Source organism: Pseudomonas sp. SA195 (assembly GCF_054131565.1).
Map to the genome: position 1 here is coordinate 4,455,749 of NZ_CP096392.1, position 21,680 is coordinate 4,477,428.

Annotated in this window: 22 protein-coding genes and 1 pseudogene; 12 read left to right on the forward strand and 11 right to left on the reverse strand. The window is 64.8% G+C overall.

Going from position 1 to position 21,680, the window contains the following annotated elements; genetic code table 11:
- Positions 1-100: 100 nt before the first annotated feature.
- From M1D78_RS20720 to M1D78_RS20760, 9 genes are all read left to right on the forward strand, one after another.
- A complete protein-coding gene (locus M1D78_RS20720) occupies positions 101-1,057 on the forward strand; it encodes a sugar ABC transporter substrate-binding protein (protein ID WP_437421826.1) in 957 nt (318 codons plus the stop codon).
- A complete protein-coding gene (locus M1D78_RS20725) occupies positions 1,054-2,622 on the forward strand; it encodes a sugar ABC transporter ATP-binding protein (protein ID WP_437421827.1) in 1,569 nt (522 codons plus the stop codon). The genes M1D78_RS20720 and M1D78_RS20725 overlap by 4 nt, the downstream gene beginning before the upstream one ends.
- Entirely contained in the window at positions 2,619-3,599 is a 981-nt protein-coding gene (locus M1D78_RS20730) for an ABC transporter permease (RefSeq protein WP_437421828.1), read from the forward strand. Before M1D78_RS20725 ends, M1D78_RS20730 begins: the two co-directional genes overlap by 4 nt.
- A 6-nt stretch (positions 3,600-3,605) precedes the next feature.
- Complete coding sequence (locus M1D78_RS20735) at positions 3,606-4,604, forward strand: LacI family DNA-binding transcriptional regulator (protein ID WP_437421829.1); 999 nt, start codon at positions 3,606-3,608, stop codon at positions 4,602-4,604.
- Between the two features lie 49 nt (positions 4,605-4,653).
- Positions 4,654-5,562 carry a ribokinase gene (rbsK, locus tag M1D78_RS20740; protein WP_437421830.1) on the forward strand — a complete coding sequence of 303 codons (909 nt, stop codon included), beginning with the start codon at positions 4,654-4,656 and terminating at the stop codon, positions 5,560-5,562.
- A complete protein-coding gene (rbsD, locus tag M1D78_RS20745) occupies positions 5,559-5,963 on the forward strand; it encodes a D-ribose pyranase (protein WP_437421831.1) in 405 nt (134 codons plus the stop codon). The genes rbsK and rbsD overlap by 4 nt, the downstream gene beginning before the upstream one ends.
- Before the next feature lie 208 nt (positions 5,964-6,171).
- Positions 6,172-6,546, forward strand: a complete 375-nt coding sequence (locus M1D78_RS20750) for a hypothetical protein (RefSeq protein WP_437421832.1) — start codon at positions 6,172-6,174, stop codon at positions 6,544-6,546.
- Positions 6,543-6,740, forward strand: coding sequence for a helix-turn-helix transcriptional regulator (locus M1D78_RS20755; RefSeq protein ID WP_019341454.1), 198 nt, complete (start codon positions 6,543-6,545; stop codon positions 6,738-6,740). Before M1D78_RS20750 ends, M1D78_RS20755 begins: the two co-directional genes overlap by 4 nt.
- A 62-nt stretch (positions 6,741-6,802) precedes the next feature.
- Entirely contained in the window at positions 6,803-7,201 is a 399-nt protein-coding gene (locus M1D78_RS20760; RefSeq protein ID WP_437421833.1) for a hypothetical protein, read from the forward strand.
- Between the two features lie 51 nt (positions 7,202-7,252).
- On the opposite strand, the gene M1D78_RS20765 is transcribed toward M1D78_RS20760, so the two are convergent.
- The 5 genes from M1D78_RS20765 to M1D78_RS20785 form a co-directional block, all read right to left on the reverse strand.
- Positions 7,253-7,570, reverse strand: coding sequence for an antibiotic biosynthesis monooxygenase family protein (locus tag M1D78_RS20765; protein WP_437421834.1), 318 nt, complete (start codon positions 7,568-7,570; stop codon positions 7,253-7,255).
- A gap of 39 nt (positions 7,571-7,609) precedes the next feature.
- Positions 7,610-8,176, reverse strand: a complete 567-nt coding sequence (locus M1D78_RS20770) for a DUF1993 domain-containing protein (RefSeq protein ID WP_437421835.1) — start codon at positions 8,174-8,176, stop codon at positions 7,610-7,612.
- Between the two features lie 101 nt (positions 8,177-8,277).
- A complete protein-coding gene (locus M1D78_RS20775; protein ID WP_437421836.1) occupies positions 8,278-8,664 on the reverse strand; it encodes an ACT domain-containing protein in 387 nt (128 codons plus the stop codon).
- A 394-nt stretch (positions 8,665-9,058) separates the two neighbouring features.
- On the reverse strand, positions 9,059-11,107 hold the full coding sequence (locus M1D78_RS20780) for an ATP-binding protein (protein WP_437421837.1): 2,049 nt from the start codon (positions 11,105-11,107) through the stop codon (positions 9,059-9,061).
- A gap of 109 nt (positions 11,108-11,216) precedes the next feature.
- The gene (locus M1D78_RS20785; protein ID WP_437421838.1) at positions 11,217-11,414 is read right to left on the reverse strand and encodes a DUF2934 domain-containing protein; all 198 of its coding nucleotides are present in this window, start codon (positions 11,412-11,414) and stop codon (positions 11,217-11,219) included.
- A 270-nt stretch (positions 11,415-11,684) separates the two neighbouring features.
- Here M1D78_RS20785 and M1D78_RS20790 point away from each other — a divergent pair, with 270 nt between their 5' ends.
- Positions 11,685-13,454: a sensor domain-containing phosphodiesterase gene (locus tag M1D78_RS20790; protein ID WP_437421839.1), complete on the forward strand. Its 1,770-nt coding sequence runs from the start codon at positions 11,685-11,687 to the stop codon at positions 13,452-13,454.
- Positions 13,455-13,492: 38 nt separating this feature from the next.
- On the opposite strand, the gene M1D78_RS20795 is transcribed toward M1D78_RS20790, so the two are convergent.
- The 4 genes and pseudogenes from M1D78_RS20795 to pbpG form a co-directional block, all read right to left on the reverse strand.
- Positions 13,493-14,800: a diguanylate cyclase domain-containing protein gene (locus M1D78_RS20795; protein ID WP_437421840.1), complete on the reverse strand. Its 1,308-nt coding sequence runs from the start codon at positions 14,798-14,800 to the stop codon at positions 13,493-13,495.
- 143 nt (positions 14,801-14,943) lie between these two features.
- Positions 14,944-15,126, reverse strand: a complete 183-nt coding sequence (locus tag M1D78_RS20800) for a hypothetical protein (RefSeq protein WP_437421841.1) — start codon at positions 15,124-15,126, stop codon at positions 14,944-14,946.
- Positions 15,127-15,170: 44 nt separating this feature from the next.
- The gene (gene treS / locus M1D78_RS20805; RefSeq protein WP_437421842.1) at positions 15,171-17,240 is read right to left on the reverse strand and encodes a maltose alpha-D-glucosyltransferase; all 2,070 of its coding nucleotides are present in this window, start codon (positions 17,238-17,240) and stop codon (positions 15,171-15,173) included.
- A gap of 176 nt (positions 17,241-17,416) precedes the next feature.
- Positions 17,417-18,362, reverse strand: a pseudogene (pbpG, locus tag M1D78_RS20810) (D-alanyl-D-alanine endopeptidase).
- A 460-nt stretch (positions 18,363-18,822) separates the two neighbouring features.
- Between pbpG and M1D78_RS20815 the strand changes: the two are divergent.
- Both M1D78_RS20815 and M1D78_RS20820 read left to right on the forward strand, forming a co-directional pair.
- Positions 18,823-19,134: a DUF883 family protein gene (locus M1D78_RS20815; protein WP_437421844.1), complete on the forward strand. Its 312-nt coding sequence runs from the start codon at positions 18,823-18,825 to the stop codon at positions 19,132-19,134.
- 15 nt (positions 19,135-19,149) lie between these two features.
- Positions 19,150-19,761 (forward strand): NAD(P)-dependent oxidoreductase, encoded by a 612-nt coding sequence (locus M1D78_RS20820; RefSeq protein ID WP_437421845.1) that lies wholly within the window; start codon positions 19,150-19,152, stop codon positions 19,759-19,761.
- Between the two features lie 6 nt (positions 19,762-19,767).
- On the opposite strand, the gene aroE is transcribed toward M1D78_RS20820, so the two are convergent.
- Both aroE and hemF read right to left on the reverse strand, forming a co-directional pair.
- Complete coding sequence (gene aroE / locus M1D78_RS20825) at positions 19,768-20,589, reverse strand: shikimate dehydrogenase (protein WP_437421846.1); 822 nt, start codon at positions 20,587-20,589, stop codon at positions 19,768-19,770.
- A gap of 62 nt (positions 20,590-20,651) precedes the next feature.
- Entirely contained in the window at positions 20,652-21,575 is a 924-nt protein-coding gene (gene hemF / locus M1D78_RS20830) for an oxygen-dependent coproporphyrinogen oxidase (RefSeq protein WP_437421847.1), read from the reverse strand.
- Positions 21,576-21,680 lie beyond the last annotated feature (105 nt).

The window sequence follows — 21,680 nt, forward strand, 5'->3', positions numbered from 1 at the left end:
TCGAAAAGCCGGTTTGACAAATTCCCGACTGATTCTTAGCTTTATGCAAGCGCAAACGTTTGCGTATGCACAATAACGACAATAGCTAAGGAGTTTGACCATGTCTGGTTTTCGTCCTGCCCGTCTCGTCGCGGCCATCGCCCTCGGCGCTGCCGCCCTTGTCAGCTTTTCCAGCGCCCATGCCGCCGACAGCGAGCCGCCCCGGGTCGCGCTGGTGATGAAATCCCTGGCCAACGAGTTCTTCCGCACCATGGAAGACGGTGCCAAGGCCTATCAGAAAGAACATCCCGACCAGTTCGAGCTGATCGCCAATGGCATCAAAGACGAGACGGACACTTCCGCCCAGATCCGCATCGTCGAGCAGATGATTGTGGCCAATGTCGATGCGCTGGTGATCGCCCCGGCCGACTCTAAAGCGCTGGTGCCGGTAATCAAGAAAGCCAGCGATGCCGGCATCAAGGTCGTCAACATCGACAACCGCCTCGACCCTGAGGTGGTGAAGAGCAAAGGCCTGGACGTGCCGTTCGTGGGCCCGGACAACCGCAAGGGCGCGCGCCTGGTCGGTGAATACCTGGCCAAGGAGAAACTCAAGGCCGGCGACGAAGTTGGCATCATCGAAGGCGTGTCCACCACCACCAACGCCCAGCAGCGCACCGCAGGCTTCAAGGACGCCATGGAAGCGGCCGGCATGAAGATCGTCGGCGTGCAGTCCGGCAATTGGGAAATCGACCGGGGCAACGCGGTGGCCTCGGCCATGCTCAATGAATACCCGAACCTCAAAGCGTTGCTGGCCGGTAACGACAGCATGGCGCTCGGTGCCGTCTCGGCCGTGCGTGCAGCGGGCAAGAAGGGCCAGGTCGAGGTGGTGGGCTATGACAACATCAACGCCATCAAGCCGATGCTCGAAGACGGCCGCGTACTCGCCACCGCCGACCAGTTCGCCGCGCGCCAGGCGGTGTTCGGCATTGAGGCGGCGCTCAAGCTGGTCAAAGGTGAATCCACCGATGCCAAAGACGGCGTGATCGAAACCCCCGTCGAACTCGTGACCAAGCCGTGACCCAAGCCGTAGCGGCCGGCGAGACCGTTCTCGCCGCCTGCAACATCGGCAAGACCTACGTCCAGCCTGTGCTGGGCGGGGTCGAGCTGGAGCTGCGCGCCGGTGAAGTGCTGGCGCTGACCGGCGAGAACGGCGCCGGCAAAAGTACCCTGTCCAAGATTTTCTGCGGCCTGGAGCAACCGACCACCGGTTCCCTGACCTATCTTGGCCAGCCCTATGCGCCAGCCAGCCGCCGAGAGGCCGAGCGCCTCGGTGTGCGCATGGTGCTGCAGGAACTCAATCTGCTGCCCACCCTGACGGTGGCCGAAAACCTGTTCCTCGACAACCTGCCGAGCCGTGGCGGCTGGATTGCCCGCGGGCGTCTGCGTGAGATGGCGCGCCAGGCCATGGCCCAGGTCGGCCTCGATGCGGTCGACCCGGACACGCCGGTCGCGGCATTGGGCGTCGGCCATCAGCAAATGGTCGAGATTGCTCGCAACCTGATCGGCGAGTGCCGCGTGCTGGTGCTCGATGAGCCCACGGCGATGCTGACCGCCCGCGAGGTGGACCTGCTGTTCGAGCAAATCCAGCGGCTGCGCGCGGCAGGCGTGGCCATCGTCTACATCTCCCATCGCCTCGAAGAACTGGCGAAAGTCGCGCAGCGCGTGGCCGTGCTGCGTGACGGCCAGCTGGTGGCGGTAGAGCCCATCGACCGCTACAGCAGCGACGAGCTGGTCACCCTGATGGTTGGCCGCGAGGTCGGCGACTCAATCGACCTGGGCGAGCGGCAGATCGGCGCCCCGCTGTTGCAGGTCAGCCACCTTAGCCGCCGGGGCAAGGTCGAGGACGTTTCGTTCAGCGTTCGGGCCGGGGAGATCTACGGTATTTCCGGCCTGATCGGCGCCGGCCGTACCGAGTTGCTGCGCCTGATCTACGGTGCCGACCGCGCCGACGGCGGCGAGGTGGCCATCGGCAATCCGCCGGTACCCGTGCAGGTGCGCTCACCGGCCGAAGCGGTGCGCCACGGCATCGCCTTGATCACCGAAGATCGCAAGGGCGAAGGCCTGCTGCTCGGCCAGCCGATCGCGGCCAACCTTGCGCTGGGCAATATGCCCGCCGTATCCCGGCATGGCGTGATGCGCCCGTCGGCGGAGCAGGCATTGGCGCAGCGGCAGATCGATGCCATGCGCATTCGCTGCAACGGCGCTCACCAGGCAGTGGCCGAGCTGTCGGGCGGCAACCAGCAGAAGGTCGTGATCGGCCGCTGGCTGGAACGTGACTGCCAGGTGCTGCTGTTCGACGAGCCGACTCGCGGCATCGACGTTGGCGCCAAATTCGAAATCTACGGCCTGCTCGGCGAATTGGCGCGCCAGGGCAAAGCCCTGGTGGTCGTGTCCAGTGACCTGCGCGAGCTGATGCTGATCTGCGACCGCATCGGCGTGCTGTCCGCTGGCCGCCTGATCGAAACGTTCGACCGCGACAACTGGACCCAGGACCGTCTGCTGGCCGCCGCCTTCGCCGGCTACCGCAGCCGCGACGCCATGCTCGGCGAGGTCGCCCCCCCGTTACAGGAGCTTTCCCAATGACCACTCCATCCGTCACGCCGGCCAAGCGCAGTGGCACGCACCAGGGCCTCGGCACCTACCTGGGCTTGGCCGGTGCGCTGCTGGCGATGATCGTGCTGTTTTCCTCGCTGAGCAGCCATTTTCTGTCCTACGCGACCTTCACCACCCTGGCCAACCAGATTCCCGACCTGATGGTCCTGGCAGTGGGCATGACGCTGATCCTGATCATCGGCGGCATCGACTTGTCGGTGGGCTCGGTACTGGCGCTGGCCGCGGCGGTCGTCAGTGTGGCCACCCTCGGCTTCGGCTGGGGAATTCTGCCGGCCGCGCTGTTGGGGATGGCCTGCGCGGCGCTCACCGGCAGCGTGACCGGGATCATCACCGTAGCCTGGGGCATTCCGTCGTTCATCGTCTCCCTTGGTGTGCTGGAAATGGCACGTGGCCTGGCCTACCAGCTCACCGATTCGCGCACCGCATACATCGGCGATGCCTACGCCTGGTTGTCGACACCGTTCGCCGCGGGCATCTCACCTTCGTTCGTGATTGCCCTGCTGGTGATCGTCGCCGCACAGCTGCTGCTGACCCGCACGGTGTTCGGCCGGTATCTGGTCGCGATCGGCACCAACGAAGAGGCCGTTCGCCTGGCCGGCATCAACCCAAAGCCGTACAAGGTATCGGTGTTCGCCCTGATGGGCCTGCTCGCCGGCCTGGCGGCGCTGTTTCAGATTTCCCGCCTGGAGGCCGCCGATCCAAATGCCGGCTCCGGCCTGGAGCTACAGGTAATCGCGGCGGTCGTGATCGGTGGCACCAGCCTGATGGGCGGGCGCGGCTCGGTGATCAGCACCTTTTTCGGTGTGCTGATCATTTCCGTGCTGGCGGCGGGCCTGGCGCAAATTGGCGCCACCGAGCCGACCAAACGCATCATCACCGGCGCGGTGATCGTCATCGCGGTGATCCTCGACACCTACCGCAGCTACCGCGCCAAGCGCCGGGCCTGACCGCGCATGGCTACCATCAAGGACGTCGCCGCGCGGGCGGGCATTTCCTACACCACCGTGTCTCACGTGGTGAACGGCACGCGGCCGGTGAGCGACACCGTGCGCGAAAAGGTCGAAGCTGCCATCGCCGAACTGGGCTACGTGCCCAGCGGCGTAGCACGTTCGCTCAGAGCCCGCGCCACCGGCACCATTGGCCTGTTGTTGCCGAACGCCAGCAACCCCTACTTCGCCGAGCTGGCCCGTGGCATCGAAGACCATGCCGAGCGCAACGGCTACAGCGTGATCCTGTGCAATTCCGACGACGACCTCGACAAGCAGTTGCGCTACCTGCGCGTGCTGCTGGAGCGGCGCATCGACGGCCTTATCGTCGCCACCGTGGCCAGCGATGCCGCCTTCGCGCGGGCACTGGCGACGCTGCGGGTGCCGCTGGTGCTCGTCGACCGCTCGTTAGACGGTGTCAGCGCGGACCAGCTGCGGATCGATCACGAGCAGGGCGGATACTTGGCCACTCGCCATCTGCTGGGCCTCGGGCACACGCAGATCGTCTGTATCGGTGGGCCGGCCAGCACGCAGGTCGCCCAGCTGCGGGCTGCTGGCTACCGGCGCGCGCTGCAAGAGGCCGGTATCGCACCCCTGGCGGTAGTCGATTGCCCATTCACCAGCCCGGCGGGGCACGCCGCCGCCCTGGCGCTGCTGGCTGGGGAGCACCGGCCCACGGCGATCTTCGCCGGTAACGACATGATCGCCCTGGGCGTGCTGCGCGCCGCCGCCGAACGCGAGCTGCAGGTGCCGCAGCAACTGTCGGTGGTGGGCTTCGACGACATCGAAGTGAGCCGCTACCTGCATCCGGCGCTGACCACGGTCGGCCAGTGCATCGGCCAGCTCGGCGAACAAGTGGCCGCCCGGCTGCTGGAACGCATCCGCACGCCGGACCTTGCTGTCACGCAGCGGCTGCTCGAACCCACTCTGGTGCTGCGCGAATCCAGCGCAGCGCCCGGCGCATGACCTGCGGAAGGCCCGGCGCCTGCCCGTTGACGGAAGAGGAACACCTGCAATGCAAGCGAACGTAGTGGTGATGGGCAGCCTGAACATGGACCTGATCGTGCGTGCGCCGCGGCTGCCGATCGGCGGCGAAACCCTGGCCGGGCACGGGTTTTCCACGGCGCCGGGCGGCAAAGGTGCCAACCAGGCGGTAGCCGCGGCACGCCTGGGCGCTTGCGTGGCGATGATCGGCTGCGTCGGCGACGACACTTATGGCAGCGAGCTACGCAGTGGCTTGCTGGCCGAGGGTATCGACTGCAGCGCGGTCGATGTTGCTGCCGGGGTGCCCAGCGGTATCGCCTCGATCCTGGTCGATGACGCCGGCCAGAACGCCATCGTCATCGTCGCCGGCGGCAATGGCGAGATGACGCCCGCGCGCATCGCCCGCCACGAGGGCCTGCTGGCGGCGGCCGATGTGGTGATTGCGCAACTGGAAGTGCCGGCGGCCACCGTCGAGGCCACCTTGTCCCGCGCCCGCGCGCTGGGGCGCACGGTCATCCTGAACCCCGCTCCCGCTGTCGGCCCTTTGCCGGCGCACTGGTACGCGCTGGTGGATTATTTGATTCCTAACGAAAGCGAGGCCGCGCTGCTAACCGGCCTGCCTGTCGACGCCCCCGAGACGGCCCTTCGCGCCGCACGGCGATTGCTCGAGGCAGGCGCCCCGCGCGTGCTGATTACCCTCGGCCGCCAGGGCGTGTTGTATGCCGACCCCACCCGCCACCTCCACGTGCCCGTCGCGCCGGTGGTAGCCGTCGACACCACCGCCGCTGGCGACACCTTCGTGGGCGGCTTCGCTGCGGGCCTGGCGGAAGGCATGGGCCTTGAAGGCGCCATCGCCCTTGGCCAGCAAGCCGCCGCGCTCGCCGTCACCCGGCCGGGCGCTCAACCCTCGATTCCCCATCGCCACGAGTTGCCCACATGAAAAAGACGCCACTGCTCAATGCCGAACTGTCTGCCGCCATCGCCCGGCTCGGGCATGGCGACGTTATCGTCATTGGTGATGCCGGCATGCCGATCCCGCCCGGTACGCCATGCATCGACCTGGCACTCACCGCCGGCGTACCGGATTTCGTGACCACGCTGGAGGTGGTGCTGAGCGAAATGCAGGTACAGAGCCATCTGCTGGCGCGCGAGACCCTGGAGGTGTCACCCCTGGCCCTGGAAGCCATTGAGGCGCTGACCGCCAAGGGTGAGTTGGGTGAGCGGCAAGTTGTCAGCCATAACGACCTCAAGGCCGCATGCCGCACCGCGCGCGTGCAGATCCGCACCGGTGAGTGCCGCCCCTACAGCAATATCGCGCTGATTGCTGGCGTAACGTTCTGAGGCGGTTAGCCCGCACCATGGCCCTGAGTAAGTCCCCAGGTTGGGCACCGGGTAGGTTGCATCCTGTCGCCTGAGTGACGCACAGGCCTCAAGCCCATCCATTCAGCGGCTCCCGTGCAGTGAGACGCGGCCTTATGTAAAGCGAACTTGACTCGTCAATTAATGCGGCCTTACTGTAAAGCTCACTTTCCATACGGAGCCGGGCAGCATGGCGCATCAGCGTTTTCTTATTCAGTTTTCTTTCGCGATGGGTGCCTATGTGGTCGCCGTCGTGATCAGCAGCCTGCTGCTCGCCAACGTCCACGGCGCCGTGTTGCGCACCCTCTCCGCTCTGCTGCCGATCCTGCCGATGCTTGCGGTCGCGACCGTCGTGATCCGCCAAATCCGCCACCTCGACGAGCTTGCGCGATTGATTCATCTGGAGGGCTTGGCGGTTGCATTCGTTGGCACCGCGTTGATCACCTTCAGCTATGGCTTCCTCGAAACCGCCGGCTTCCCGCGGCTGTCCATGTTCGCGGTCTGGAGCCTGATGGGCCCGCTGTGGGCAATTGGCAGCTTCTTCGCCTGGAGGCGCTACCGGTGATCAATCACGTGCGCGAGCGGCGCACCGAGCGCGGCTGGTCGCAGGCCGACCTGGGCGCGAAGCTGGGCGTCTCGCGGCAAACCGTCAACGCCATCGAAACCGGCCGCTACGATCCCAGCCTGCCGCTGGCCTTCAAGATTGCGCGGTTGTTCGAAGCGCGTATCGAGGAGCTGTTCGAAGGGCCGGATACGTGATCGAGCCTCGCCATCTGGCGCGCCCGCCATCAGCCTGCCGAAACGTTGCTCGGCAGAAATCTATGCTCGTTGGCTGCAGTTTGCTCACGGCGCTCGCCCTGCTCGTTGGCTGGAGCGTGATTGATGCGCTGAACGCGCCGCCGTCGATTTCGCAAATCAGCCCGGGGGGTGGTTACTTGATCGAAAGCGTGCCGGTACAGGGCTTACTGGCCCCTGGCGGTGGCCTGTCCTATCTGCGCATCGTCGACCGTGCGGATGGGTCGAAGGTCTTTCGTAGCCCGCTCTTCGCCACGCGCTCTGTAGACATGCGGGCAAGCGAGGACAGCCAAAGCCTGGGCGTGACCTGGATTGCCTTCGACAAGCGCACCCAAGGCTTTACGCTGAGCATCCCTCAATGGCGCTCGGACTGGCGCAACATCTTTTTCAGCAATACGCCCTACGAGGTCGTGCCGAATGGCTGAGCCACAAAGAGAGCGGAGGGGGCGGATAAATAAATCGGCCTCTCCTTTTTCCTATACCCCGTAGTCGCGCTCGACCCAGGCGATCCGAACCTTAAACGTCGAGTACCAGCGCTCGCGGCCTAGCCGTTGCGCTTCCAGATGCTCGGCTTGCTGCTTCCAGCGCCGGATCGCCTCCAGGCTCGCCCAGTACGAAACCGTGATCCCCACACCATCGCGGGCCGACTCAACGCCGAGAAAGCCCGGCTGCATCGCAGCCAACTCCAGCATTCGCCCGGCCATCGCGCCGTAGCCCTGATCGCCCTCGGCCCTGAGCGAGGTGAATATCACGGCGTAGTACGGCGGTTCGGGTGTCTGGGCAATCTGAGTCATGGTCGCCTCGGGGAGTGGCGTTCGGTCGGGATAGGTTCATTAACCCTTTGGAATCGTTTCCGGACGCACAAGAGGCAGCATGTGCGCCACGTAATCCGCCTTGCCGAGATTGATGCCTTCCTTACGCAAGATCGAATAGGCGGTCATGACGTGGAAATAGAACTGACCCAGCGTCCAGTCACGGGCGTATTGGTCGGCGGTCAGATCCAGGACCATCCCGTTCGGGAGCTCATGGGCGATGGGCTTATCCCCTGCTACATCGAGCGCATCGACGGCGAGGCCGTCGAGCAACGCGACCGTCTCATCGATACGGGCATAGGCCTCAGCGAGCGATCCGGGGCTTTTGACAGCCTGCCGCCCCTCGTTCAATAGCTCGTTGATAGCCGGCGGGAACGCCTCGCCCCGCAACCGGCACATGGCCTCTCGCGCCTGCACACAAGCAAAGCGAACCTGAGTCGACAGCGGATACATGTCGGGCGCCAACCGTGCGGATAACAGGGCTTGTGCTTCGGCTTCCGGCAGCTGCGCCTGCGCTTTCCTCAGCCAGCCGGCGAGCGTCTTGAGCATCTGCGTGTAGGTTGGGACCAGGAGTGACGTTAGCTGCATGGATTCTTACCTTGGGATTGAAGACTGATTTATGCCGAACAAAGTGACGGGGTTGTAGCTAGGCGAGCTTCGGGCAGGCAAACCACTCTGCCCTCTCACCTTCATTCTCCCAAGAGCCGGTGTCCGGCTTCTTTCAAAGCCTCTACCGCTTTATCCAGATTCTCTAACTTGACCAATATGTAGTCCGTATCGAACGTGCTCATCGCGAAGATGCCGACGCCAGCAGCCGCGAGCGGGTCAAGAAAGGACGCCAGAATTCCAGTTTGATCAAAGGCAAACGGGCCCTGCACCTTGATCGCACGCCAAGGCCCATCCACTCGGGTGGTTCCGGTTGCGACACCCTCAGCGCAGACAACGGAAAGTTCATCGCCCGTCCGAGTGATCGAAAAGAACTCAGGTGACGCCAACACCGCGCTCGGCAGGTCAGCATTTGGCTCTAAACGTGCGATCACGAAACTTTGCGGGAGCAAAGAAAACGACTGTTTCATGACATGTGACCTTGTAATTAAGCGAACGGGGCGCTGAAGGAAGAGCGTAGGTGGCTTTGAATGAACGCTCTATCTTCCAGCGGAGAGCGTGATAAATAGATCTGTCCCCCTTATTCCCGCCGGCATCATGGCCAGAGAGCAGTTCGGTGGCGAAGACAGGGAAAAGCGCGCCATCTGTACCTTCCGTGGTAGTGGTCGATGCCCGCGCTGGGGCTGGGCCGGTGGGCAAGTGTGATGCTGCGTGCATGCTTCACGAGTGCGCCACGTTACCGCCGAGCGTCTGAGCCGGTAAAGCGGTGCGGCAGATTAATCCTTTCTTTTCGTGCGGCTACCCGATGTGCGGTTCGGCTTTGCGCGGTGTTGCCGAGGCGGTCGGCGGCAGAGGAACAGCCATTCAGCGGCCGGTTTGGGCGCCCAGCATTTCTCCCACTTTTGTCGCAAACGCATCGATGGCGAACGGCTTGGCGATCAACGCCATGTCGGTGTCGAGGAATTCGCTGGAGGTGGCGCTTTCAGCGTAGCCGGTGGCGAAGAGGATCTTCAGGCCGGGGCGTTGCAGGCGGGCGAATTCGGCGAGTTGACGGCCGTTCATGCCGGGCAGGCCGACGTCGGAAATGAGCAGGTCGATGCGTTGCGGGCTTTCGATGATGGGCAGGGCTTCGGTGGCGTCGCCGGCTTCGAGGGTCTGGTAGCCGAGGTCATCGAGCACTTCGACGACCAGCCCGCGCACGACGGGTTCGTCTTCGACGATCAGGATGGTTTCGCCGGTGCCACGGGGCGTCTGCTCGGCTTCGGCCGTGGGGCTCGCGGTGTCGCCGTGGTGGACGGGCAGGAACAGGCTGACGCTGGTGCCGCGGCCGGGCTCGGAGTCGATGTGGATATAGCCCTTGGCTTGTTTGATGTAGCCGTAGACCATCGAGAGCCCGAGCCCCGTGCCCTGGCCGATGGGTTTGGTGGTGAAGAACGGCTCGAAGGCGCGCTCGATGATTTCATCGGTCATGCCGGAGCCGGTGTCCGTCACGCTGAGCAGCACGTAGTCACCTTCGCTCAGGCCGCGGCGCTTGGGATCGGGCGTGGCGTCTTTGCTGTAGCTGCGGGTGGTGACGGTAATGCGGCCGCCGTGGGGCATGGCGTCACGCGCGTTGATGACGAGGTTGAGCAGGGCGCTTTCAAGTTGGTTGACGTCCATGCAGGCCGGTTGCAGGCCGGCACTGAGGTCGGTGACTACGGTGACGTTCTCGCCCGTGGTGCGGCGCAGCAGGTCTTCCAGCGAGGCAACCAGGCGGTTGACGTCCACCGGCTTGAGGTCGAGCGTCTGGCGGCGTGAAAACGCCAACAGCCGTTGCGTCAGTGCGGCGGCGCGCTGGGCCGAGGTGACGGCCGCGTTGATATAGCGCTCGACTTCCTGACCGTCGCCCCGGCTGTACCGCCGCTGCATGAGGTCGAGGCTGCCGATGATGCCGGTCAGCAGGTTGTTGAAATCATGGGCGATGCCGCCGGTGAGCTGGCCGACCGCTTCCATCTTCTGTGCCTGACGCAGGGCTTCTTCGGTACGGCTGCGTTCGGCGACCTCGGCGGCGACGCGTGCTTCGAGGGTTTCGTTGAGCTGGCGCATCCGCTGCTCGCTGACGCGCAGCGCTTCCTCTGCATGTTTGCGGGCGCTGATGTTGGTGCAGGCACCAGCGACGTAGGACAGGTGCCTGTCAGCATCACGAAACGCCCGTGCCTTGCACGCCAGCCATTGCTCGGGCCCGGATCGCGCCAGGCGGAATTCGACAGCGTGGTCATGACCATTCGCGTAACGCTGGAAAGCCTCGCGCACGGACTGGCGATCCTCATGATGGATCTGTTCGAAGAAGTGTTCGAAGGTGTCGGCCTGGTGGTGCAACGGCAGCCTCAGCATCTGCGCCAGGGCGCTGTCCAAATGCAGGCTGTTGTCGTCGGGATACCAATTGAAGGTGCCGGTGCCGGAGGCGAGCAGGGCGGCGCGAAAACGTTCATCGAGGTGCCCAAGCGTGCCTTGCTGGCTGAGCACCTCGGCGGTCACGTCTTCGACCTGGTGGATGATGTAGCGCAATTCGCCGTTCTCGCCCAATACAGGCACGTTGAGAGGCTTCCAGTACCGCACCTCGAAGCCGCCGCCCTGGTCGGCCGGTCGAGGGATGTCGTACTTGGTGATCGCCATGCTGTCCGCCGTGCGGGTGCACCGAACGCGTTCCAGCGAGGCGCGCAGCACGGCGGTGCCGAAGTCTTCTGGGTCGTCCGGGTTCTTGCGGAACACCTCGAAGACGGGCCGGCCGACGCTTTCCTCGCGGCGGGTATTGGTTGCGCGTAGCTGGGCGTCGCTGGCCGCCAGGATGGTGAACTCCGGGTCGGGCGCGAGCACCAGGTGCAAGTTGGGCACGGCCTGGAAAATGGCCTTGTAGTCGAGCGGTGGTGTCATGGTGAGGACGGACCCATCAAGTACGGCTAAGGTTTTCGGCGATCGAACGTCGCGCCACGGCGAGGCGCGCGCATGATCGGTGCGTCGTGCGCACGCTGCCACGTCTTCATCATTCCGAGGATTCCGAGCGGGGCATCGGAATCGCGACGCTGCTTTCTACGCTGCCCGCGGTTGCGTCGCCTTCCTTGTAGAACGGTTCGATCTCCTGACGGGCCTGGGACCAATGCTCGAACTCCTGGCCCTCGGGCCGCCCGTTGGCTTCCCACAATTCATAGGCGCGTTGGCGAATACGCTCTTCCAAAGTCATGGCGGATACCTCGTCGTTGCGGCCAGAACGGTGCGTTGGCCGGGTGCGCGGTTTTCACGCAGGTACATCAGCAGAGGCTGCGAAACGCAGGATGGTTCCAGCTGTTGGATGGAAGGCGCAGGCCTGTACGTGCGCGCTCGTCGCCAGCGCGGTCAAGGAACGAAACGGCCCGCCGATACGCAGGGATGCGCGCTCGCTTCGTTTAAGCGATGGCCGCTCCGCTGACGTCAACCGACGGCACGGTCACCGATTCGCAGGCAGTACATCCTTATGGCTGGTGCCCCCATCCCCATCAACGAAGCGCAACGGCTGCAGCAGGTGAGTGCGCTGTGCCGGCTGGATTCGACGCCGGATGCGGTGTTCGAGCAGATCGTGACGATGACGGCGGAGTACTTCGACGCGCCGATCGCCCTGATTTCCATCGTCGACGAGCAGCGCCAGTGGTTTACCGCACGGGTTGGCCTGAAGGCGCAGGAAACGCCTCGGCGGGATTCGTTCTGTGCCTATGCAATCCTGACCAACGAGCCGTTCGAGGTGCTGGACGCCACGAAGGACCCGCGTTTCAAGGACAATCCTCTGGTCACCGGTGAACCCGGCATACGGTTCTACGCCGGCATGCCGCTGGTCACGCCGGACGGCTTGGGGCTGGGCAGCCTGTGTGTGATCGACACCCAGCCGCGCGAAGCGTTGAGCGACCGTGACCTGTCCATGCTCGGCCATCTGGCGCGGCTGACCATGGCGCGCATCCTGTCACTGCGCAGCGAGAACTTCATCGATCAGCCCACCCGCCTGTTCAACCGCTCTCGGCTGGAGGAGGACGTGGCGCACGGCGCTGCGGAAGAGCCCGGGATGACGCTCGTGGTGGTCGATGTCATCGCCCCGACGCGCCTGAACGATATCGTCCGGGTGCTGGGGTACGACTTTTCCCAGGCCGTCATGCAGTGCATGAAGGCCACCCTGCAGGCGCAACTCTCGACCGGATGCGACCTGTACCGCATCAGCCCGACGCGCTTCGCTTTTCTGCTCGCACCCACGGAGCAGAGGGAGCTGCACGCGCTCAACGACCGCATCATCGGAGCGTTCGAGGCCCCGGTGGCGTGCAAGGGCATCCCGGTCAAAACGCAGGTCGGCATCGGCGTGATGCCTTTGCAGACCGGCGCACAGGAGCAGGATTGGCTGCGCCTGGCGATCACCTCGGCGGACGATGCGCGTGGCCGTGGCATCGGCTGGGCGAAATACGAGCCGCGCCTGGACGTCGCCCAGCAACGCGCGTTCAGCCTGTTGAGCGGCTTGTCCGACGCGTTGCTATGCGACGGCCAGCTACGGCTGGTCTACCAGCCGCGTATCAGCCTCGCGGACGGGCACTGCACCTCGGTCGAAGCGTTGCTGCGCTGGACCCACCCCGAACTCGGCCCGATCGGCCCGGCGGAATTCATTCCCCTGGCCGAGAAAACCGCACTGATCCGCGAACTGAGCCTGTGGGTCGCCGAGCGCGCCATCGAGCAGGGGGCGGCGTGGCGGCAGCAGGGCGCGCAGTTCAAGGTAGCGATCAACGTATCCGCCGCGGATCTGGACGGCCCTGCCTTCGCCGACCGCATCACCGGCCTGCTGGCGCGGCACGCGCTGCCCGCCGAAATGCTCGAGATCGAATTCACCGAAAGCGCGCTGATGCGCAATCCGGCCGAGGTGAGACGCCAGTTGTTGCGCCTGCGCACCTTGGGTATGGATGTGGCGATCGACGACTTCGGCACCGGCTACAGCAATTGGACGTACCTGCGCGACCTGCCGGCGACGACCCTGAAACTGGATCAGTCTTTCATTCGCCACCTGAGCGACGACGAGAAGGACCGGCGCCTGGTCCGCACGCTCATCGACCTGGCCAAGCGCCTCGATCTGCGGGTCGTAGCCGAGGGCATCGAGACGCAGCACGTGTTGGAATTGGTTGCCCAGTGGGGCTGCGAGGAAGGGCAGGGTTACCACATCGCCCGGCCGATGGAGGCCGATGTGCTGCTCGGCTGGGTGCACGGCCACACGCGCTGACCAGCCTGCTGGCCCACGTAGGGCCAGGCCGCCGACGCTTAGCCGGCGGTCACTTCGCAGATGAACTTCACTTGCGACCGGCCGGCGCGCTTGGCGGCATAGAGCGCTTCGTCGGCGCGGCGCAGCAAGGTGTGCGCCGAATCGCCGTCACGTGGGTAGAGCGCGACGCCTACCGAAGAGGTGGTGTTCAGCGCCCCACAACTCAGCGCCCAGCTGTCCTGCAGCCGTTGGCACAGCCGCTCGGCGATCTGTCGGGCCTCGGCCTGGTCGACGTCGGCCAGCACGATGACGAACTCATCCCCACCGATGCGCGCCAGCAGGTCCTGCGTGCGCAGCCCCTGTTGCAGCCGCTCGACGACTCGGCAAAGCAGCTCATCGCCAATATCGTGGCCGAGGGTATCGTTGATGCCCTTGAACCGGTCCAGATCCATATAGAGCACGGCAAAGCCACGCTGGCGTGCGGCGGGCGCGGTCAGGCGGGCGTGCAGCTGATCCATGAGGTAGCGGCGGTTGTGCACGCCGGTGAGCGGGTCCTGGTTGACCATCAGACGCATCAGCTCGTCGTGTTCCTTGCGCGCGGTGATATCGCGGCAGGCGAACACCACGCCTTCCAGCGTCTGACCGTCGCTCGCCAGCACCGTGGAGAAGCCGACCTCAAACCAGAGGTAGCGCCCTTCGAGCGTGCGCAGGCGGCCCTCGACCTTTTCCTGCTGCGCGTTACGTTCGAGCAGCAGTCGAAAGGCCCGGCTCATCGCGGCCTGCTCGTCGGGGTGCACGATGCTCATTACCGATTCGGCCGTCGCCGCGTTGGCGCGGTAGCCAAGCACGGGCTCCAACGACGGCGACACGTACTTGAGCGAGCCGTCGACATTGAACACACCGATGATGTCGCTCATGTTCTCGGCGATCAGCCGGTATTTGCGTTCGCTTTCCAGCTGAGCCTGTCGCGCCTCGATTCGCTCGGTGATGTTGCGGCTGACGATGACCAGCCGTTCACGCCGACCCTGGGCATCGAAGATGGGGGTTTTAACGACTTCCCAGGTATTGATGCGCCCGTCGCGGCCCATGAACGACTTCTCGATCATCAGCGCGCTGCCTTTGCGCCAGGCCTGCTCGTCGGTGTCCAGGTTGTAAGCGAAGGCCTCGGTGAACTGCGGGCTATGAGCCGCGAGCTCGAGATCGGTCTTGCCAACGTAGTTCACGCCGTTCAGCGCGTACGCTTCGAGGACGATCCGGTTGACGATCAGCCAGCGGCCGTCGCCGTCCTTCATGACGATGAATTCCTGAATGGCGTCGAGCAACGCCTGGACCAGCACCGGATCGGGTGACGATGTAGCAGATTCCATGACCGCTGAACCTCTCGCGGGCGAGGCGTGGAGACGCCGATGTGTAGATCATGGATATCGGCCCCGACAGGGCGAAGTTGACCGGCCGGGCAGGTCGGTTTTAGTGCATTTCGAAATAACCCGACGTGCGGCCTGCTAGGCGGTTACGCGTCCGGGTTGCGCTGCGCCTCGCTGGCCTGCACAGCCACCTTGGCCGCCTCCACGTCATCGAGCAGATAGCGCTCCTGCCCCTGCTCGTCGAGCACGCGGAAAACAACCTCCACGCCGGGCTGACGCAGGTGTTCTGGGATGTCCTGACCCATCAGCTTGGTCACGGTGACTGGCATGGCGGTTCCGTCTGGGCCCGGCCGCATGCGGCCGGGCGGTTGGCTCAGAGCACCGTAGGCGCGGCGCTGACGACACGCAGGGCGAGGCCCTCGTACGGGTCGAGGTTGAGCTCCATCTCACCGCTTTCGGTCAGGTCGCCCTCGATGCGCTCGTGAATGATGTCGACCACCGGGCCAGGGGCGATGCCGGGCAGGGTAATCGTCTCGCTGATGGGCTCGGCGCTGAAATTGAGCGCGGTGATTTGCACGCCCTTGCCAGCGGGCAGTTCATGAACCATGACCAGCAGCCCGGGCGCCTGAACATCGGGAATCATGATCTGCTTGCTGGCGGCGATGTCGTAGGCGCGGCGTACGTTGAGGATGCGCTTTAGCTGGCAGGCGAAGGAGCCCGGTTGCTGCAGCTGCTCGACCAGGCTGCCATACAGCGAGCGTGCCTTGGGCAGGCCTTCGCTGGAGGTTTCGGCTTCCGGTGCGAGGTCGGCCAGGTCATAGCCGCCACGGTGCAGCCAGCGGGTATCGCCGTCGCCCATCAGATGCTCGACTTGTTCGGCTTCCAGCGGCAGCGCGCCCACCAGATCCCAGCCGGAGAGGGCGAAGACGCCGGGCTGCATGGCATTGAACATGACCAGCAGCAGGTGCAACCGCTGGACTTGCTCGACGTCCGCTGGGGTGAGCGCGGAAAGATCACGGATGCCCAGCGCCGCGGTGATGACGCTGACGGTGGTGCAAGCCACCCCGTTGGTGACGAACTTGAGGTTGTAGGGGGCGTGTTCGCCGGTCAGCCGCTCGTACATTTCCTCGCGGATATGCTCGCGCAGGATGCCGCCGGACAGCGTCTGGCCGTGGTAGTGGTAATGGTCGTAGGCATGTAGCGTCCAGAAATGGACGAGCTCTAGCGTCAGCTCGTCGTGATTCTGCATCGCATGGATCAGCGAGGCCGGGTCGATGCCAAACGCGTGCACCTCGCGCAGCATCAGGCGCAGGAACTCGGTGTCGCCGGTCAGCAGCGCGTGGTGGTAGGCCGGGCGGGTGATGAAGTCATAGGAGAGGTCGGCACCGCCGTGAGACATGGCGGCGATGTCGTCGATGGTCAGGTTCAGCTCCTGGAAGCTGAAGCCACCGGCCTTGCGAATCGCCCCCGCGAGCAGCTGGTTACCGGTGACCGACAACGGATGGCCTTCTGACCAGGCGGTGCCCTCGGCACGGCGCTCCACCCCGAGGAAACCATTGGCATCCAGGCGCAACACCCGCGCACCCGCGACGTCGATCGCGTGCAGCGCATCGCCAATGATCAGCTGCTGCGCGGCGAAGGTCGGGTCGAGCCAGTTCAGCGAGGGCTGACCTTCCTTGAAGTAGTGCAGATAGACCCAACGACGGCGCTTGCCGTCGACACCTGTGACGATTCCGGTGGCGCTCCAGTCGGTGTCCTTGATGCCGGGTTCGAAAAAGATCACCCGCTGCAGCTGGCCGACGATGTAGTGCTTGTCCTTGAGCTGGTCGACGACGACGGGTGAGAGGTTCACCGAGTCGCGGCCCTTGGGTACGTCCGGCAGCAGCGGCCAGTCTTCCTCGTTGATCTCGACCATGTGGTAAAGGCCGGGATAGTCGCCGACGGCCATCTCGGCCAGGCGGAAGTCGGCGCCCTTGCCGGTGTGCGCCGGGACGATGTCATCGATGACGATGGCGTTATGTGCGGCGGCCATTCGGCTGAGCTGCAGCATCTCGGCCTCGGTGCCGAGGTTGGGGTCGATCTCGAAGCTGATGCGGTCGAAGTTGCCGTCGATGGTTGGCGTGTACTCGCGTCCGCGCAGCCCGCCGGAGCGCTTCATCGGCCCGTTGTGTATGCCTTGCACACCCAACTCCGACAGCGCACTCCAGAGCCGCTCGTCACCGAGCGCCTGAAGCACCGAGCCGCCTTCGGGGGTGATGATGGCAGCGGGGTAGGCTGTGAACCAGACCGAGGCGATGGCGCTTGCATCGCGCGGTCGCGCCTGCGCGTAAGGGCGCTGCCAGAGGCGCGCCTGGCCGGCGTAGAGACGCGCCCGCTCGCGGGCGGCATGGAGCATGGACTGGTTTTGCAGCCACTCGATGTAGGTGTTGTCTGGCGTGCTCATAACGGCCTTCGATTCCCCGTTGCGCTCTGGGTCAATGTAGACGTTTGAGTCGACTGCCCCGGCATCGTTGCATCGAAAACGCACTGAGCATCAGGCGACCGCACCGGACAGGGCCGGCGCGATTGAATCGCTGGGAACGACGCGGGCTTGCGTCAGGCGGCCCTACGGCCCTTCGATCAGCGCGCGCCGGCCACCGCCGCTGCTGCGTCAGCCGGCTGCCCAGCCAGTTGCCGCTGCGCCATCTTCTGTTGCTTGTAGGCCAGCGCCGCCGGGGCGACCGGAGTGACCTTGCCGGTCTCAAGCCATTTCTTCAGGCGATTGGCATCGGCCATGTGGGTGTACTTGCCGAAGGCATCCAGGACCACGAAGGCGACGTCACGACGATTCATCACGGTGCGCATCACCAGGCAATGCCCGGCAGCGTTGGTGAAACCGGTCTTGGTCAGCTGGATGTTCCAGTCCGGTTTGCGTACCAGCGCGTTGGTGTTGCGAAAACCCAGCGTGTAGTTGGGCTTGCGGAAGGCGACCGTTTTTTTCGCTGGTGGTGCTGAACTGCTCGATCAGCGGGTAGGCCTTGCTGGCCTTGAGCAGCTTCACGAGATCGTTGGCACTGGAGACGTTCTGCTCCGACAGGCCGGTCGGCTCGACATAGCGGGTATGGGTCATGCCGAGCGCCTTGGCTTTGGCGTTCATAGCCTGGATGAAGGCCGAGTAGCCGCCCGGGTAGTGATGGGCGAGGCTTGCCGCGGCGCGGTTCTCGGACGACATCAATGTCAACAGCAGCATGTCACGGCGGCTGATCTCGCTGCCGATGCGTACTCGTGAGTACACATCCTGCATCTCGCGCGCGTCGCGGATGGTGACCGTCAGCGGCTGCTCGAGCGGGAGCTTGGCATCGAGCGCGACCATGGCGGTCATCAGTTTGGTCACCGAGGCGATGGGCACCACCATGTCGGGGTTGCTGGAATAGAGGATTTCGTTGGTCTTCAGGTCGACCAGCAGTGCGCTGCCGGAGGCCAGTTCCTGCTGGACAGGCGCCTTGGGTGCGGCGAAGGAAACAGGGGAGGACAAGGTACTGCCGCAGACCAGCAGCAGGCTCAGGAGGGTATGACGTAGTTTCAAGACAGACACCGATGAATTGGCCGTTAAAAAAAAGCGCCCGGGGTTCGGGCGCGCCGCGCAGTATACGTCAAGCACACCTGCCGGGAGGGCTGCAGCCCAGCTATTTCGGCGCCTGCAGGCGCCACGAATAGGGCAAGGCACATGCCTTGTGCAGGTCGCGACACGCGCCTTCCTACCCAGCACTGCGCAACTGCCCGCAGTGTAGAAGAACAATCGCCGGCTCGCCTGCGCCGCTGCCGTTCTCACTCATCGGCCATGCGGCGCTTTTCCGCACCCGACACGACGGGCGGAACCCGACGCCCGCCCTCTGGTCCGCTACTAGTGGCCTTAGCGAACGCCACCGGTATGCAGCACCGCTACTGTGCAAATTCAGCCGGGCCGAAGGCCGTCACACGCGCAAGAGCGCACCTTCGCCGCTTCGTAAGGTCCAAAACTGCACACACTTCGAGGGAGAAACGACATGTCCCGCTTCAGCCGCCGACCCACCACCCGCGACGAAATCGAAAGCGAAATCCAGAACCTGATGGCCGCGCTCGACGAGCTCAAGCACGACGCCTCGCGTGAATCACGTCATCGCTTCAATTCCCTACGCGCACGTGCCGAGTCGCTGTGGCATGACGCCGACCTGGACGGCCATCGCGAGCACCTGACCCGCCGTGGCCGCGAAGCTGGCCGTATGGCCCGTGACTGCGCCCGCGAGCATCCGCTCAGCACCCTTGCGCTCGCTGCTGGCGCGGTTGCGATGATTGGCTACCTGGTGACTCGCCGCTAATCCCGGCCGCCCGTCATGCTCAACGCCGAGACACCCAGGCTCAAATTCGCGCTTTTCGGTGCCCATTCGAGCTTGGGCAACGCCTTGCTGTGCGAGCTGCTAAGCCGTCAGCATGAAGCCGTGACGCTGGTGGACGATCTCAACTCGATGACAGTGCGCCCTGGCCTGCGCGCCAAAACCGGCGACCTGTTCGATGCCATCAGCGTGTCGCAAAGCGTGGCCGGGATGGATGCGGTGATCTGCCTTTATGACAGCCCCTCGGTGCCCTCCGCATCAGGTGAGGCGGCGGCGCATCAGCCGAAGGGGTTCTACGCGGCGGTCGATGCGCTGCTGTCGGGCATGCCCAAAGTCGGGGTGGAACGCCTGCTGCTGGTCAGCGATTTCAGCGCACACAGGGGCGGGCCAGAGGTGGATGCCGCGCTGCAGCGCATCGCGGCGCACCCGTCTCGCTGGACATTGGTCGATATACCCACCTCCGGCGAAGACCTGTCCATCGAGGATTTCGCCGAGCTCGGCGGCCTCGCGCCTGACGACCGGCGTGTCCAGCTGCGGCGCATCGCAGCCGGCATCGTCGATGAGCTGGAGAATTCCCAACATGTTCGCGAGCAGATCCGCCTGCGTCTTTGATTCGCTTTAGCGCGCAGCCAGTTGCGCGCGAAGCTGCTCCAACACTGGCCGCGTATCCGGTCGCACACCCCGCCATAGTTCGAACGCCGCGCCGGCCTGCTCGACCAGCATACCCAGGCCGTCGCGCGCGCGGGCGCCACGCTCGCTGGCCCAGCGGCAGAAGGCCGTGGGCTCGGCGCCGTACATCATGTCGTAGCACAGGCAGTCGCCCGCAGCGACCAGCCTGTCGGCCAGCGGCGGCAGCCCGCCGGCGAGGCTGGCGGAGGTGCCGTTGATGATCAGATCGAACGGGCCCACAAGCGCCTCGAAGGTGCTCGCACGCACCGGCCCAAGATCGGCGAACGCCTCGGCCAACGCCTCGGCCTTCTCCGGTGTACGGTTGGCGATGACCAGCGCTGCCGGAGCCTGCGCCAGCAAGGGCTCGAGCACGCCGCGCACCGCACCGCCTGCTCCGAGCAGCAGAATCCGTTGGTCGCGCAGCGCAATGCCCGCGTTATCCAGCAGGTCGCGGACCAGGCCGACCCCGTCGGTGTTGTCGCCGAGCAGCTGCCCGTCGTCGAGCTTCTTCAAGGTGTTCACCGCACCGGCTCGTTGAGCGCGGGCAGTCAGCTGATCGGCCAGGCGAAACGCCTGTTCCTTGAAGGGCACGGTGACGTTGGCGCCCTGGCCCTGTTGAAAGAAGGAACGGGCAAAGCCGGGGAAATCGTCCAATGGGGCCAGCAGCGGCTCGTAGCTCAGCTGATGGCCGGCCTGCTCAGCGAACAACTTATGGATCTGCGGGGACTTGCTGTGCCCGATGGGATTGCCGAATACACCGTAACGGTCCATGAGTTACCTGAATCGAATAGGGAAAAGGTCGAGGCGTGCTGGGTCTGGCGCGGCTGTCCGGCTCAAGCGGCCGGTTCAGCGCCCAGCCAGTCGCGATCCTGCAGAAAGTATTCGGTCAGACGCGCCTCGGCAGTGCCCGGTTCGGGATGCTTGTCGTAACCCCAGCTCACCAAAGGCGGCAACGACATCAGGATCGACTCCGTGCGCCCGCCCGATTGCAGGCCAAACAGCGTGCCGCGGTCGTAGACCAGGTTGTATTCGACGTAACGCCCGCGGCGCAGCGCCTGGAACTCGCGCTCACGCGTGCCGAACGGCATAGCCTTGCGCTTCTGCATGATCGGCAGGTAGGCCTCGAGGTAGGCGTCACCCACGGCGCGCATGAAGGCAAAGCAGGTGTCGAAATCCCACTCGTTGAGGTCGTCGAAGAACAGCCCGCCAACCCCGCGCGGCTCGTTGCGGTGTTTGATGTGGAAGTAGCGATCGCACCATTGCTTGTAGCGTGGGTAGACGTCGGCGCCAAAGGGCGCGCAGGCGTCGCGCGCGACCCGGTGCCAGTGCACGCAGTCTTCCTCGTTGCCGTAGTAGGGAGTCAGGTCGAAGCCGCCACCGAACCACCAGACCGGCTCTTCACCTTCCTTCTCGGCGATGAAGAAGCGCACGTTGGCATGCGACGTCGGCACGTAAGGGTTGTGCGGGTGGATCACCAGCGACACACCGAGCGCCTCGAAACCGCGGCCAGCGAGTTCCGGCCGGTGGGCGCTGGCCGACGGCGGCAGGCCGCTGCCGTGAACGTGGGAGAAGTTCACGCCGCCTTTCTCGATCACCGCGCCGTTCTCGATCACCCGGGTCCGACCGCCGCCACCGGCAGGGCGGGTCCAGGCGTCCTCGACGAAGCGGGCGCCGCCGTCCTCGGTTTCGAGATTGGCACAGATACGATCCTGCAGATCGAGCAGGTAGGCTTTGACGGCTTCGGTACGCTCGTTCACGAATTCACCTTGGCAAGTGCTTGGCGGCCGCCGGCACGGTCGCGTGGGAACAGAAGGGCGGCAAGCATAGCACCGGCCGATTGACGGATACGCCCGGGAGGGGTT

Excerpts from the sequence above, each read along its gene's own strand:
- M1D78_RS20720 (WP_437421826.1), top strand. The coding sequence starts at position 101 with ATGTCTGGTTTTCGTCCTGCCCGTCTCGTCGCGGCCATCGCCCTCGGC.
- M1D78_RS20730 (WP_437421828.1), top strand. The coding sequence starts at position 2,619 with ATGACCACTCCATCCGTCACGCCGGCCAAGCGCAGTGGCACGCACCAG.
- M1D78_RS20735 (WP_437421829.1), top strand. The coding sequence starts at position 3,606 with ATGGCTACCATCAAGGACGTCGCCGCGCGGGCGGGCATTTCCTACACC.
- rbsK (WP_437421830.1), top strand. The coding sequence starts at position 4,654 with ATGCAAGCGAACGTAGTGGTGATGGGCAGCCTGAACATGGACCTGATC.
- rbsD (WP_437421831.1), top strand. The coding sequence starts at position 5,559 with ATGAAAAAGACGCCACTGCTCAATGCCGAACTGTCTGCCGCCATCGCC.
- M1D78_RS20750 (WP_437421832.1), top strand. The coding sequence starts at position 6,172 with ATGGCGCATCAGCGTTTTCTTATTCAGTTTTCTTTCGCGATGGGTGCC.
- M1D78_RS20760 (WP_437421833.1), top strand. The coding sequence starts at position 6,803 with ATGCTCGTTGGCTGCAGTTTGCTCACGGCGCTCGCCCTGCTCGTTGGC.
- M1D78_RS20765 (WP_437421834.1), bottom strand. The coding sequence starts at position 7,570 with ATGACTCAGATTGCCCAGACACCCGAACCGCCGTACTACGCCGTGATA.
- M1D78_RS20770 (WP_437421835.1), bottom strand. The coding sequence starts at position 8,176 with ATGCAGCTAACGTCACTCCTGGTCCCAACCTACACGCAGATGCTCAAG.
- M1D78_RS20775 (WP_437421836.1), bottom strand. The coding sequence starts at position 8,664 with ATGAAACAGTCGTTTTCTTTGCTCCCGCAAAGTTTCGTGATCGCACGT.
- M1D78_RS20780 (WP_437421837.1), bottom strand. The coding sequence starts at position 11,107 with ATGACACCACCGCTCGACTACAAGGCCATTTTCCAGGCCGTGCCCAAC.
- M1D78_RS20785 (WP_437421838.1), bottom strand. The coding sequence starts at position 11,414 with ATGACTTTGGAAGAGCGTATTCGCCAACGCGCCTATGAATTGTGGGAA.
- M1D78_RS20790 (WP_437421839.1), top strand. The coding sequence starts at position 11,685 with ATGGCTGGTGCCCCCATCCCCATCAACGAAGCGCAACGGCTGCAGCAG.
- M1D78_RS20795 (WP_437421840.1), bottom strand. The coding sequence starts at position 14,800 with ATGGAATCTGCTACATCGTCACCCGATCCGGTGCTGGTCCAGGCGTTG.
- M1D78_RS20800 (WP_437421841.1), bottom strand. The coding sequence starts at position 15,126 with ATGCCAGTCACCGTGACCAAGCTGATGGGTCAGGACATCCCAGAACAC.
- treS (WP_437421842.1), bottom strand. The coding sequence starts at position 17,240 with ATGAGCACGCCAGACAACACCTACATCGAGTGGCTGCAAAACCAGTCC.
- M1D78_RS20815 (WP_437421844.1), top strand. The coding sequence starts at position 18,823 with ATGTCCCGCTTCAGCCGCCGACCCACCACCCGCGACGAAATCGAAAGC.
- M1D78_RS20820 (WP_437421845.1), top strand. The coding sequence starts at position 19,150 with ATGCTCAACGCCGAGACACCCAGGCTCAAATTCGCGCTTTTCGGTGCC.
- aroE (WP_437421846.1), bottom strand. The coding sequence starts at position 20,589 with ATGGACCGTTACGGTGTATTCGGCAATCCCATCGGGCACAGCAAGTCC.